Origin of the sequence: Marinobacterium lacunae (genome assembly GCF_000705555.1) — a bacterium.
Taxonomy (GTDB): Bacteria; Pseudomonadota; Gammaproteobacteria; order Pseudomonadales; family Balneatricaceae; genus Marinobacterium_D; species Marinobacterium_D lacunae.
Genome location: NZ_JMQN01000015.1, coordinates 232,661 through 245,385, shown reverse-complemented (window position 1 = coordinate 245,385; position 12,725 = coordinate 232,661). Strand labels below are relative to the sequence as shown.

Here is a 12,725-nt window from a genome sequence, read left to right as displayed (position 1 = left end):
CGACCACCGCGGACACGGAAAGTCCTTTTCCCTTCCCCGATGCAACTCCATCGCCTCTGAATAGCCGATACGCCCTCGCTCGTCATATTGGACATGACGGGTATTACTTGACTGACCTTAGGAGATAAAAGATGTCAGTGAACGAACTGCGACACCCGAAAGAAAAGCTCTACCGCACCCTGTGCTTGGCCATAGGCGGCCTTATCTGGATCGCGGCCCTGCTCGGCACCGTCTTTGGCATATTGCTCTTTCTACTGCCGATCGCCCTTGTACTTTGGATTTCCGAACGCTTTTTCCGCGCCACCATCTTCGGCAACAGCGTACAGGTGACCGATCATCAGTATGCCAAGCTGAATGCGATCATTCAGGACGTAGCAAAACAACAGGGGCTGACAAAGGTGCCGGAAACCTTCGTGGTCAACTCCGGCGGCTTCACCAATGCGCTGGCGATAAAGTTCCTGTCGACCAAATATATCCTGCTGTTCAGTAGCCTTGTTGACCTGCTTTGGGAAGATAATGACACCGACCGCCTGCGCATGGTGATTGCCCACGAGCTGGCCCATCACTCAGCAGGACATGTGAGCTTCTGGAGCAATCTGCTGATGAAACCGGCGATGTTCATCCCCTTCCTCGGTGCCGCATACAGCCGCGCCTGCGAGCTGACCGCCGACCGCATTGCCGCCAGCTGCGTACCGCATAATCAGGAAGCCGCCGTCACTGCGATGATCACGTTAGCCTCCGGCAGCCAGGTACTCACTTCGCACACGAGCGTGGCCGCCTTCAAGCAGCAGGAGCAGCGCATCCCGACCGTGTTCGGCTTTATTCAGGAGATCCTCTCCTCACACCCGCGCATGACCAAGCGTATCGATCACATACAGCGTTACTACGCTACCCGCCCTCAGCCGGTGGCCGCCGCCGCTTGATCCACCGAGCCGCCGTCCAATGGCGGCTCTATTTTAAAGCATCATGGTATCGGAATTACCGGCATTACCGATCACACGCACCTCGCTCTCCTCTTTATCGTGCTGGGCAAACAGGTCGGCGTAACGCAGCGTTGCGTTGGCATGCTCGCGCATGATCGCCTCAGCCCGGGCACCCTGACGCCGGTCGATCGCATCGAACACCGCATGGTGCTGCATGTGGGCAAAGTTGAAACGTCGATACTCCTGCTTAAGGTTGTTGCGATCGATCGCCAGTGAGCTGACCGATGCAAAGGGCAGATGCTCGTTTCGTATCATCGCCGAGCCGATCGCCGGGTTGCAGCTCGCTTCGATGATCAACGCGTGAAAGCGCCTGTTGAGGTCATGATAGGCTTCCAAGTCTTCTTCGGTGACATAGCCCTTGTCAAACAGCTGGTCGCCCCAGGCCAGACACTCGAGCAGCCCCTTGCGCTGTTCGGCACTGATACCCAGCTCTGCTGCCTGTCGTGCCGCCAGCCCCTCAAGTACGCCGCGCACTTCGATGGCACCGCTGACCTCATCCGGTGTAACCTCGCGGACACGGTAGCCGCGACGCTCAAGCTTGATCAGCAAGCCCTCCTGCTCAAGCGCACGAAAAGCGATGCGCACCGGCGTACGCGACACCCCAAGACGCTCCGCCGTCGGTATCTCGGCGATGCGCTCACCCGCCTCCAGCTCGCCGGAGATAATCATCTGCCTGAGGGTACTGAGAACCCTATGCCCCGCCTTGCTCATCTGCACCTCTGATATAGGAACGGCCTACAGGACTCAATTGTACCAGATTGGATCCAATTGCCATTCACAATGCCTTCGCCTGATCGCTTTTCATCTTTCTGCTTACAACCTGAGTCACGGGTCCAGATAGTCCTGAATCGCCAGAATAAGCGCCACCAGCTAAAGAAAGACCCATTGTTATAAACCATAACAATCAATATCAATGAGTTGTTAGATAAATACAATGGATCCATTCTAGCCTTCTTTTGTTCTTTTGGGGCAATATACGACCCATATTGGATCCATAACTAAAAAAATTCCCAATCAGAGGAGCCCTGTCATGTTTCCCAAGAACTGCTGGTACGTTGCCTGTACGCCCGATGAGTTCGCTGAAAAGCCCCTCGGTCGCCAGATCTGCGGTGAGCAGATTGCCTTCTACCGCGACAACAACGGCAAGGTGGCCGCCGTGCAAGACTTCTGCCCCCACCGCGGTGCGCCGCTCTCGCTGGGTTATATCGAAGATGGTCAGCTGGTGTGCGGCTACCACGGCTTGAAAATGGGACGCGACGGCAAAACGGTATCCATGCCGAAACAGCGCGTCGGCGGCTTCCCCTGTGTCAAAAGCTACCCGGTTGAAGAGCGCTACGGTTTCGTCTGGGTCTGGACCGGTGATGCGAGCCTTGCCAATGCCGACGACATCCCCCACCTCGAATGGGCTGTCAGTGACGAGTGGGCTTACGGCGGCGGTCTGTACCACATCAACTGCGACTACAAGCTGATGATCGACAACCTCATGGACCTGACCCATGAGACCTACGTGCACTCCACCAGCATCGGCCAGAAAGAGATCGACGAAGCACCGGTCAAAACCCGTGTCGTCGACGGTGAGGTCGTCACCAGCCGCTTCATGGATAACGTGATAGCACCGCCCTTCTGGGCTGCCAACCTGCGCACCAAAGGCCTGCCCGATGATCAGCCGGTGGACCGCTGGCAGGTCTGCCGCTTCTCACTGCCAAGCCATGTACTGATTGACGTGGGCGTCGCGCTCGCCGGACACGGCGGCAAGGACGCACCGGCCGACAAGCGGGTGAACAGCATCGTGGTCGATTTCATCACGCCGGAAACCGAAACCAGCCACTGGTACTTCTGGGGCATGGCGCGCAACTTCAAGCCCGAAGACAAGGAGCTGACCGACGCTATCCGCACCGGACAGGGCGGTATCTTTGCCGAGGATCTGGAGATGCTGGAGCGCCAGCAGGCAAACCTGCTTCTTTTCCCCGAGTACGACCTGCTCAAGCTTGATATCGACGCCGGCGGCGTTCAAGCACGCCGCATGATCGACAAGCTGGAAAAAGAGGAACAGCAAAGCCGGATCCCGCTCGAAAGCGTCAGTGCCTGATACGTTTCACAACCATAATAAAGCTTCACGGGCCGGTCGCGCCGACCGCCCGTGAATCGACTATAAATAGAAAGACAGTTTCAGCCTGCGCTGCAGGCTAAGAGAGCATGCTGTGATTGATGTTATTGTCGCGCGCAAGCGTTCCGAGACAGAGGATATCTGTCTGCTTGAACTGGCCCGCCCCGACGGTGCCGCGCTGCCCCCATTCAGCGCCGGTGCCCATATCGATATTCACCTGCCCGGCGGGCTGATTCGCCAGTACTCGCTGTGCAACCATCCGGGCGAGCAGCACCGTTATGAAGTCGCGGTGCTGCGTGACCCCAAATCCCGAGGCGGCTCAATCGCTGTTCATGATCAGGTCAACGAGGGCGATGCGATTGTCATCAGCGAGCCCCGCAACCTGTTCCCGCTTGAGCACAGTGCACACCGCCACCTGCTGATCGCCGGCGGTATCGGTGTAACGCCGATCCTGTGCATGGCCGAACGCCTGAGCCATCAGGGCGCGGAATTTGAAATGCACTACTGTACCAAGGCGCCGGAGCAGACCGCGTTTCGTGAGCGCATAAGCGCATCTGAATTTGCCGATCGCGTCAGCTTCCACTACAGCCGCGCGGAACCCTCAACCCGACTGGATGCACAGGCTCTGTTGAGCAAGCCACAGCCGGATACGCATCTTTATGTCTGCGGCCCCAACCCGTTCATGGACCATATTCTGGAAACCGCTCATCAGTGCGGCTGGAGCGATGCGCAGCTTCATCGTGAGTATTTCGCCGCAGAAGAGGTGGACCATGAAGGTGACAGCACTTTTGAGGTGCAGCTGGCCAGTTCTGGCGATGTAATCGAGATCCCGGCGGATCGCAGCGTGCTTGAAGTGCTGCTAGAGCGCGATATCGATATTCCCTTTGCCTGCGAAAACGGCGTGTGCGGCACCTGTGTAACCCGACTACTCGAAGGTGAACCGGATCATCGGGACATGTTTCTCACGCCCGAAGAGAAAGCCACCAACGAAGAGTTTGCGCCCTGCTGCTCCCGATCAAAAAGTAAACGCCTTGTACTTGATATCTGACGCCGCATAACGTAGTTAATACATTAACCAAATAACAATAAAACAGGAAAGACGCTATGAACTTGAAGAAACTGGGCGCGGCAATCGCCGCTTCTACCGTCATGCTGATGGGCACCGCAACCAGCACTCAAGCAGCAGATGTCACGTTGCGCTTCGGCCATATCTGGCCAAGCGTCGCCGGCACACAGAAAAACATCTTCCAACCCTGGGCCGATGAGGTAGAGAAAGCATCCGGTGGTCGAATCAAGGTCGAAATCTACCCCTCCTCCACGCTAGCCAAGCCACCTGCCCAGTATGATGCGGTCAAAAACCATATCATGGACATGACCGCTACGGTTCAGGGCTACTCGGCCAACCGCTTCCCGTTGACTCAGGTCATCGAGCTGCCAGGCGTTGTCAAAACTGCCGTTCAGGGCTCATGTGTGGTGCAGAGTCTGTTTGACGAGGGTCTGATCGCCGACGAGTACTCCGATACCCATCCGCTGTTCCTGTTCACACACGGTCAGGGCCACCTGCATTCCACCGACAAGCTGGTCAAAACACCGGCTGATCTGGAGGGGATGCGCATCCGCCGTCCGACCATTGTGGTCGGCGACATGCTGACCCGACTGGGCGCGCAGCCTGTCGGCATGCCCGCTCCAGAGACGTATCAGTCGGCCCAGCGCGGCGTCATCAACGGCGTCATGTTCCCTTGGGAAGGCCAGCTTTCTTTCCGTCTGAACGAGTTGACGCCCTATCACACCGAAGTGGGTGGCCTCTACTCGCTGGCCTTCGTCGTAACCATGAATAAGGATGTGTATAACTCGCTGCCGGGCGACCTCAAGCAGGTGATCGACGATGCCTCAGGCAAGGCTTGGGCGAAGATTGCCGGGGTTAACTTCGACAACTCTGACACCGTTGGCCGTCAGCAGGCGCTGGATGCCGGTCAGGAGATCTACACCGTGGAGGGCGGTGCCAACAACCCGGCATGGAAACCGGTACTGGATGAAACCACCGAAGCGGTCCTCAACGAACTGGAAGGCAAGGGACTGCCAGCACGCAAGGTATACGCCCGCGCGCTGGAACTCAGCGACAGCTGCCCCTTGGAGTAATCACTGCACCGCCACCGCCTGCCTACGCAGGCGGTGCGCACTCCATGCCACCAGCACCATCGCCAGCGCAATCGCCGGTAGCATCATCAGATTCAGCATCTCCCATCCCACCAGCGCCTGCAGCTGACCGGACATCAAAGCCCCCACCGTTGAAAACCCGAACACCAGAAAATCGTTCATCCCCTGCACCTTGGCTTTCTCGGCCGGGAAATAGGTGTGTGTCAGCAACGTGGTTGCACCGATAAATGCGAAGTTCCAACCCACACCGAGTGCCACCAATGCCATCCAGAAATGCCAATAGGTCACGCCCAACTGGTTGAGCAGCACGCAGGCGATCAACAGCAGGCAACCGATCTGAATAATACGGGTATCGCCAAAGCGGGCAATCAGACGGCCGGTAAAAAACGAGGGCAGAAACATCCCCAGCACATGCCATTGGATAATGCTGGCAGCACTATCAAAGGCAAACCCACAGGATTGCATCGCCAACGGTGTCGCCGTCATCACCAACACCATAACGCCATAACCGATAGCACCTGCTGTCACCGCCGCAACCAGTGCCGGCTGCCTCAGCAAGGTTCGATAGGGTCTCACCTCACCGTGCTGCTCGGCATAGTCCGGTGCGCGCAGCGGCAGTGAGGCGATCAGCACCGTCGTAATGACATACAACCCGATCAGCACATAGAACGCGCCCAGATAGTCGCTCTGCGGCGCAAGATGCCCGGACCAGATCGCCAGATTCGGCCCGAGAATCGCCGCGAGCACACCACCGCCCATGACCAGCCCGATTGCACGCGGGTGCTGGGCGGGGGAGCAGCCTTCGATGGCGGCGAAACGATACTGCTGACCAACCCCAATGGCCACGCCCAGCAGAAAGGTACCGATACAGAACAGCACGAATGAGGCCTGCGCCAGTGCTACCGCCGCAAGTACTGCGCCACTGACACCGATGAGGTTACCGGTCAGAAAGCCGATCTTTCGCCCGAACCAGCGCATCAGGTGCGCCGCCGGTAGTGTCGCACTCATCAACCCCAGAAACTGCAAGGCCGCCGGCAGCGTCGCCAGCCCCAGATCCGGGGCGATGCGCTGCCCGATGAGCGCCGTTACCGATACCAACAGGATATTGCCCGTCACCAACAGCGCCTGTCCCAGCGCCAACCCCCATACCGTTATCGGCAGCATCTTGATCATCCATTGTGCGATGTGAAGCGGACACTATAGCAGGCGGAAGGCATGGTGATCAGCTGCGGCTCAGGCGGCGCAGTCCTCGACCAGATCAGGACCGGGCATACGCACATATTCGCCCTGAGAAAAATCGACACCGAGTGCGATCACCTGTTGCTGAACCGCCTCGCAGTGCACAAATTCGGCCACGGTGCCAATACCGAGGCTGCGCGCAAACTGCACGATCCCCTGTGTCACCAGATAGGCGGTGCGGTCCTGATGCAGGTGCCGAATCAGACTGCCATCGATCTTGATCAGGTCCACATTCAGGCGCAGTAGATGTTCAAAGTTGGAGTAACCGGTGCCGAAATCATCGATAGCGATGCGGCAACCGAAAGCTTTCACCCGGTCGATAAAACGTCGGATCTCATCGTAGTTATCGATGCCGTCAGACTCAAGCAGCTCGAAAATAACCCGCGAACCGACACCGCTCTGCTCAAGCCGCTCGCACACATAGGCGGTCAACTCCGGATCCATCATGTCGGAATAGGCCAGATTGATGGAGAACTCGAACGGCTGGTCGGCAAAGGCCGCGAAACACTTGTCGATCATGATGCGAGTGATCTGCCGACCTAGACGTAACCGGTGCGCCACACCCAGAAACAGCCCGGGTGAGACAACGTTGCCTTCGCCATCGATCATGCGGACCAGACACTCATACTTGGCAATCGCACCGCTGCGGTTATCCAGTATGGGCTGAAACCAGGGCTCGAAACGCTCGGCCTGCAACGCATCCTTGACCCGTCTGGCCCACACCAGATTCTGTTCATAGACCTGTTCGACGCCCTGCTCCGAGTCGTATGTATGAAAACTGAGCCCCTGCAAACGCGCCTGGCGCAATGCCACGGTTGCCTGGCTTAGCAGTCTATCCAGACGCCCCCGCCCCGTCTCGCTCGCATGGGCCAGGCTCAGGGTGGCGTCGACATTGAGTTCTTGCTCCTGCCACAGCAGCTGCTGCTCCTGCACGAAATCGCTGAAAACTTGCAGCAACAGCGGCGAGTCCTCCTCAACGCGGGGCCCGAATATCGCGAACTCATCACCCTGCAACCGGTAGAGACGGGCCCCCTTCCACGCTTTGTACCTCTTAATGAACGGCTGCAGACGCTCGGCCAGCGTCTGCAACACCTGATCGCCGCAGCGGTGACCAAACAGGCTGTTGATCTCCTTAAACCTATCCATGTTAATCAACATCAGCGTACCGTCGACGGCACGATTGAGGTCCTGTAGCAGCCGCGCGCGGTTGGGCAGCCCGGTCAGCTCATCGGTATAGGAGGCCTGCAACTCTTTAACCAGCTCGGAGATGCGGTACACCAAATAGCCCGACAGCAGCAGCATAACCAGACCCGTGATCGTCAGGATCCGGTAGTTGCTATCGCGCATCGGCACCAGAATGGAATCGATCTCATCCTGGGGCACGCCGATGCCAAAACTCATCCCGGCGGGTGTTCCTGCCAGATACAGTGCGTAATCCACGCCATCTACCGCCAGTTCACTTGGCGCCAGATTCTCTTTCGGGGTTTTATTCGAGATCATCGCGTTATAGCCCGGTGCCACGTAGGTGGGGCTTTGCGATACCAGTGCATCCATAATGTGCTGGGCGTGCAGCGGATCATCACTGCGGCTGAGGCTAGACAGCTTGCGGTTGTTGCTGTCGATCAAAAACGAGAAACTGTTCGGCGTTACCTGAACCCGACTGACCAGATCGATAATCTGCTCCGCCTCCCAGTCGGTGGTCACCATCCCCAGCAGCCGTCCTTGGTCGGTGAACATAGGCATGACAATCGTCATGACCGCCTTGTCGGTCTCACGGCTGTAGTAAACCGGTGTCCAGAACTGCTGCTTGGGCGCCAGCCGCTTAAGACGATCATCCGTCATCACCATCTTGAACCAGCTCTGGTCACGATAGCCCTTGGAGGCTCCGGCGTTCGGCACGGTCATCACCCTGCCGTCGTTGCTCAGGTAGACGTAGGGGTTATAGTCACGAGCAGTGTCAGGCAAAAGCCCCTTCTCGAACCAAATACCGATACCCGCGACGCCCGAGAAGTCCTGCAACATCTGCCGCATCGACTTCTCGATCTGCGGCTTCAGGTTATCGCCGGCCACGCGGTAGCTGGTTTCGCCGAAACGTCCCAGCCCTTCGGTATACAGACCGTAGACATGCTGACGGGAGACAATCTGGTTGAGGCTGGAGAGGAAGATCTCCTCGATCTCGTCACGTCGCAGCTCTGCCAACGCCTTCTGCGAATAATTGAGGTTGAGCGATGACAGAATCCACATGCCGGCGAGAAACAGCGCCACCAGCAACATCAGCAGCCACTTGATCGATTTTTTGGAGGAGGCGTGCAGAGCATCACTGAGGCCCATCAGCCATCGACGCAGACGACGCGCACGTATTAGCGGCATCAGCGCCCACCCTCCAGTGCATTCTGCACCCTGATACGAGCATCCTGGAGGGTTTCCGGTGCCAACTCCACGCGCAGGTGCTGAGCACGTACAGCCCCGTCTTCGATACCGTTTTGTCCGGCCAATTCATACCATATGGCCGCTTCAGCGCGATTGGCGACTGTCGCATCAGACTGTTCGGCCAGCTCGCCGAGCAGCAGCTGAGCGTTGGCCAGCCCCTGACGCGCCGCCCGGAGCACCCAGTAACGACCCTGAACAGGATCTGCCGTGACACTCTCGCCCTGCAGCAGCATGTTACCTAAAGCCAGTTGAGCTTCGGCCTGCCCTTGCGCAGCCGCACGCTCGTACCATCCCATGGCGGCAGCTGGGCTAGGCTCACTCCCAAGCCCCTCGGCGAGGAAACGCCCGACCTTGTATTGCGCGGCAGGGTAACCCTGTTCGGCCGCATCACGGTACCAACTCAGGGCGTTATCGATATCCTTCTCCACACCCTGCCCGGCTTCATACAGTTGGCCAAGCAGGTAGCGCGCCTCGGCACTGTGGGGTGAGGCCATTTGCGCCCAGTTCAAAGACTCTTCGTATTGCCGGAGAGACCGGAAGACAAGTGCCATATTGTATTGCGCACGCGGATCACCTTTCTCTGCAGGACCTGCACAGGCTGAACGCGCATCGCTGTAGTTGCCGATAGTCGTTAGCAGATAACAGTCATTGAGCTGCTGCGCCAACTGACCGCTCCAGACAATCTCCTCAGAGGGCTTAACCGGAGTAGTCGTCCTATGTTCCTTACCGCCCTGACCGGCGCTTCCCAACCGCTCCGCGAAGACCTCCACCTGTTTGGGACAGGAGTAAGCGTAACCGGCACGGTACTGATCCAGCGTCTGATCCGTCAGCGGACGGTCGGCGTAGCGTGTTGCGATCTCGTCACAGCGACGCTCGCGCTCATCCAGTACACGCTGCAGATGTGCCGCACGCGACTCATCGTTGCGATAGCGCTCGAGATAGCGGGTCAATGGATCGATGTAGGGCTGCTCGAACAGGCGATCCACCTCTAGATCATAGGCATCGTCGCGCTCCGCCCCACCCCAGTTACCGAGAACCCCCCCGGTCTTGTCCAGCCATTGGGACGGGTGTTTGAAGACGGAATCGTCCTTCAGGCCGCTGCTACTGCAGCCCGACAAGATGGCAATACCTAATAACAACAGTGCAAAACGACGCAAATCCATTCTCCACTAACAGGCGTCCAGTGATACTAACAAGATATGTCCGTCCACAGAACCGTCGCAAGACCGGTTCACATTCCCCCACTCTCCTCAGAATACCCAGCGGCGAAAAAGTTGCATCTGACGTGAGTGGTGGAGGAAATAAATCGACCTCTCATCCCCAGGATACGGGTAATTGACGTTGATCGCTTAATGTTTCGACAGCGAATACTCAATCATTTTCGGATACTACTGTGAATCGTGGATCAATTTTACCCCGCGGGTGCGGGGAACACGTTGTGGTCTGTTTCGGGAACATCATAGTTCCCGGTTCATCCCCGCGGGTGCGGGGAACACGGTTTGAGGATGGTGATAGCGAAGTAAACGGCCGGTTCATCCCCGCGGGTGCGGGGAACACTGGGCTTCTACGAGGGCCAGAACTTCAGCGCCCGGTTCATCCCCGCGGGTGCGGGGAACACGATTGGAGTTCCTCGTTAACTCTTACGTACCACGGTTCATCCCCGCGGGTGCGGGGAACACTTACGCCTGAGCCTGAGAAAGCACCTTGTAGCCGGTTCATCCCCGCGGGTGCGGGGAACACTCACAGAGATCGCGGCAGCTGATCGGCTGATGCGGTTCATCCCCGCGGGTGCGGGGAACACTTCATAATCCCCATCGAGCGCGGCCCATACCACGGTTCATCCCCGCGGGTGCGGGGAACACACCATTGCGGGCGTCAGCTCATCCTCTGCCTGCGGTTCATCCCCGCGGGTGCGGGGAACACTCAAACTCGGGGCCGTTCCCCATCACCTGAACCGGTTCATCCCCGCGGGTGCGGGGAACACCGTTGGAGGTGGATGCGACACCGGAGTCGGTGCGGTTCATCCCCGCGGGTGCGGGGAACACTTTCAACGTATAAGCCTGCAGCCTTGCCTCTGCGGTTCATCCCCGCGGGTGCGGGGAACACTATCTGCGACAGTGAGCCGGGCCGAAGACGGCCGGTTCATCCCCGCGGGTGCGGGGAACACACGAGTCCTGGGATATAGCTAGCGACATTGAACGGTTCATCCCCGCGGGTGCGGGGAACACATGATCTGCTGGCCCGATCTGATTCGGAGAAGCGGTTCATCCCCGCGGGTGCGGGGAACACTCCTTCGGCAGCCCCATAACGCCGCGCACAGCCGGTTCATCCCCGCGGGTGCGGGGAACACTCGCGAATGATCGTAATCATACGATCCTTGAACGGTTCATCCCCGCGGGTGCGGCGAACACCGGGCCGGTGTTTGTGAAATGGCATCGGTTCGCGGTTCATCCCCGCGGGTGCGGGGAACACAGATTATTGCCGAAGAACACTGGGTTAAAACGCGGTTCATCCCCGCGGGTGCGGGGAACACCCAAAGCGGAACGCGACGCGTGCGAACTCAAGCGGTTCATCCCCGCGGGTGCGGGGAACACGCTGGCAAATGCACCCATACATCATTCCCGACCGGTTCATCCCCGCGGGTGCGGGGAACACAATCCATGAGAACCGTAGATACAGTGGATCTACGGTTCATCCCCGCGGGTGCGGGGAACACGTGATGGAAGCCATGACTCGAATGCCCGACTACGGTTCATCCCCGCGGGTGCGGGGAACACCGCGGCGAGAGCGCCAAAGCGGCCTTTGTTCACGGTTCATCCCCGCGGGTGCGGGGAACACACGCTTCGCATTACGGTATGCCATGATGATTCCGGTTCATCCCCGCGGGTGCGGGGAACACGTCTTGGCAATCGGTGGCGCGCTATGGACGATCGGTTCATCCCCGCGGGTGCGGGGAACACGATCTGAACGGGTCGTACCTCGATACAGAAGACGGTTCATCCCCGCGGGTGCGGGGAACACCCGAGCGGCACCTTGAGCATCGTGTCGCGAGGCGGTTCATCCCCGCGGGTGCGGGGAACACTTGGGTCATAATGATCTCCTCGTTCGAAGCCCCGGTTCATCCCCGCGGGTGCGGGGAACACGGGTGCGTACTTCTTGGCGCCAAAGGTCAGCACGGTTCATCCCCGCGGGTGCGGGGAACACTCTGCGCGCAGGTACTCGTGATACCTTGACCGCGGTTCATCCCCGCGGGTGCGGGGAACACGGTTGGATTAGCGATAAGGCGCCTCGCGTCATCGGTTCATCCCCGCGGGTGCGGGGAACACATCGTTTCGTTCGGTTACGCTCATGCTGACTCCGGTTCATCCCCGCGGGTGCGGGGAACACTAAAATGCGAGCTCGGCGTCTTCCTGGGTAACCGGTTCATCCCCGCGGGTGCGGGGAACACTCAGCCACCGGCATCACCACAAAGCGCGGCTGCGGTTCATCCCCGCGGGTGCGGGGAACACCGTGGCGTATCTGGATCGGCCTCACCATAGACCGGTTCATCCCCGCGGGTGCGGGGAACACTGCGTTGAGCAGGTGACACCTGAGTCGATCGACGGTTCATCCCCGCGGGTGCGGGGAACACACGATTGCGCTTGGCCTGGCCAGTCTGACTGGCGGTTCATCCCCGCGGGTGCGGGGAACACATAAGATGTCAGCGCCTGCAGCGGGAACGGGTCGGTTCATCCCCGCGGGTGCGGGGAACACGGCGAGTGCGCAATAAAACTATCGAGTATCCACGGTTCATCCCCGCGGGTGCGGGG

The 12,725-nt window shown here is 58.9% G+C and carries 8 protein-coding genes and 1 CRISPR repeat array (1 of these 9 cut by a window edge); of the genes, 4 read left to right on the top strand and 4 right to left on the bottom strand.

Translation table 11 applies throughout. The features are described 5' to 3' along the window. The first annotated feature begins 131 nt into the window (after positions 1-131). The gene (locus ADIMK_RS05750; protein WP_036184825.1) at positions 132-923 is read left to right on the top strand and encodes a M48 family metallopeptidase; all 792 of its coding nucleotides are present in this window, start codon (positions 132-134) and stop codon (positions 921-923) included. A gap of 33 nt (positions 924-956) precedes the next feature. On the opposite strand, the gene ADIMK_RS05745 is transcribed toward ADIMK_RS05750, so the two are convergent. After that, complete coding sequence (locus tag ADIMK_RS05745) at positions 957-1,694, bottom strand: GntR family transcriptional regulator (protein WP_036184823.1); 738 nt, start codon at positions 1,692-1,694, stop codon at positions 957-959. A 319-nt stretch (positions 1,695-2,013) separates the two neighbouring features. On the opposite strand from ADIMK_RS05745, the gene ADIMK_RS05740 reads away from it, so the two are divergent. From ADIMK_RS05740 to ADIMK_RS05730, 3 genes are all read left to right on the top strand, one after another. Next, positions 2,014-3,072 carry a Rieske 2Fe-2S domain-containing protein gene (locus ADIMK_RS05740; RefSeq protein WP_036184821.1) on the top strand — a complete coding sequence of 353 codons (1,059 nt, stop codon included), beginning with the start codon at positions 2,014-2,016 and terminating at the stop codon, positions 3,070-3,072. Between the two features lie 112 nt (positions 3,073-3,184). Continuing rightward, the gene (locus ADIMK_RS05735; RefSeq protein WP_036184819.1) at positions 3,185-4,138 is read left to right on the top strand and encodes a PDR/VanB family oxidoreductase; all 954 of its coding nucleotides are present in this window, start codon (positions 3,185-3,187) and stop codon (positions 4,136-4,138) included. Between the two features lie 56 nt (positions 4,139-4,194). After that, complete coding sequence (locus ADIMK_RS05730) at positions 4,195-5,229, top strand: TRAP transporter substrate-binding protein (RefSeq protein WP_036184813.1); 1,035 nt, start codon at positions 4,195-4,197, stop codon at positions 5,227-5,229. Here the strand turns inward: ADIMK_RS05730 and ADIMK_RS05725 are convergent, their stop codons facing one another. From ADIMK_RS05725 to ADIMK_RS05715, 3 genes are all read right to left on the bottom strand, one after another. Beyond that, positions 5,230-6,411, bottom strand: coding sequence for an MFS transporter (locus ADIMK_RS05725; RefSeq protein WP_036184811.1), 1,182 nt, complete (start codon positions 6,409-6,411; stop codon positions 5,230-5,232). Positions 6,412-6,480: 69 nt separating this feature from the next. Next, complete coding sequence (locus tag ADIMK_RS05720) at positions 6,481-8,856, bottom strand: bifunctional diguanylate cyclase/phosphodiesterase (protein ID WP_051692520.1); 2,376 nt, start codon at positions 8,854-8,856, stop codon at positions 6,481-6,483. Beyond that, the gene (locus tag ADIMK_RS05715) at positions 8,856-10,073 is read right to left on the bottom strand and encodes a tetratricopeptide repeat protein (protein ID WP_197027485.1); all 1,218 of its coding nucleotides are present in this window, start codon (positions 10,071-10,073) and stop codon (positions 8,856-8,858) included. Before ADIMK_RS05715 ends, ADIMK_RS05720 begins: the two co-directional genes overlap by 1 nt. A 249-nt stretch (positions 10,074-10,322) precedes the next feature. Further along, positions 10,323-12,725: a CRISPR direct-repeat array (repeat unit 29 nt; unit sequence CGGTTCATCCCCGCGGGTGCGGGGAACAC); it runs 188 nt beyond the window's last position.

Bases quoted from the DNA above. Each gene is read 5' to 3' on its own strand.
- ADIMK_RS05750 (WP_036184825.1), top strand. From the start codon at position 132: ATGTCAGTGAACGAACTGCGACACCCGAAAGAAAAGCTCTACCGCACC.
- ADIMK_RS05745 (WP_036184823.1), bottom strand. From the start codon at position 1,694: ATGAGCAAGGCGGGGCATAGGGTTCTCAGTACCCTCAGGCAGATGATT.
- ADIMK_RS05740 (WP_036184821.1), top strand. From the start codon at position 2,014: ATGTTTCCCAAGAACTGCTGGTACGTTGCCTGTACGCCCGATGAGTTC.
- ADIMK_RS05730 (WP_036184813.1), top strand. From the start codon at position 4,195: ATGAACTTGAAGAAACTGGGCGCGGCAATCGCCGCTTCTACCGTCATG.
- ADIMK_RS05725 (WP_036184811.1), bottom strand. From the start codon at position 6,411: ATGCTGCCGATAACGGTATGGGGGTTGGCGCTGGGACAGGCGCTGTTG.
- ADIMK_RS05720 (WP_051692520.1), bottom strand. From the start codon at position 8,856: ATGCCGCTAATACGTGCGCGTCGTCTGCGTCGATGGCTGATGGGCCTC.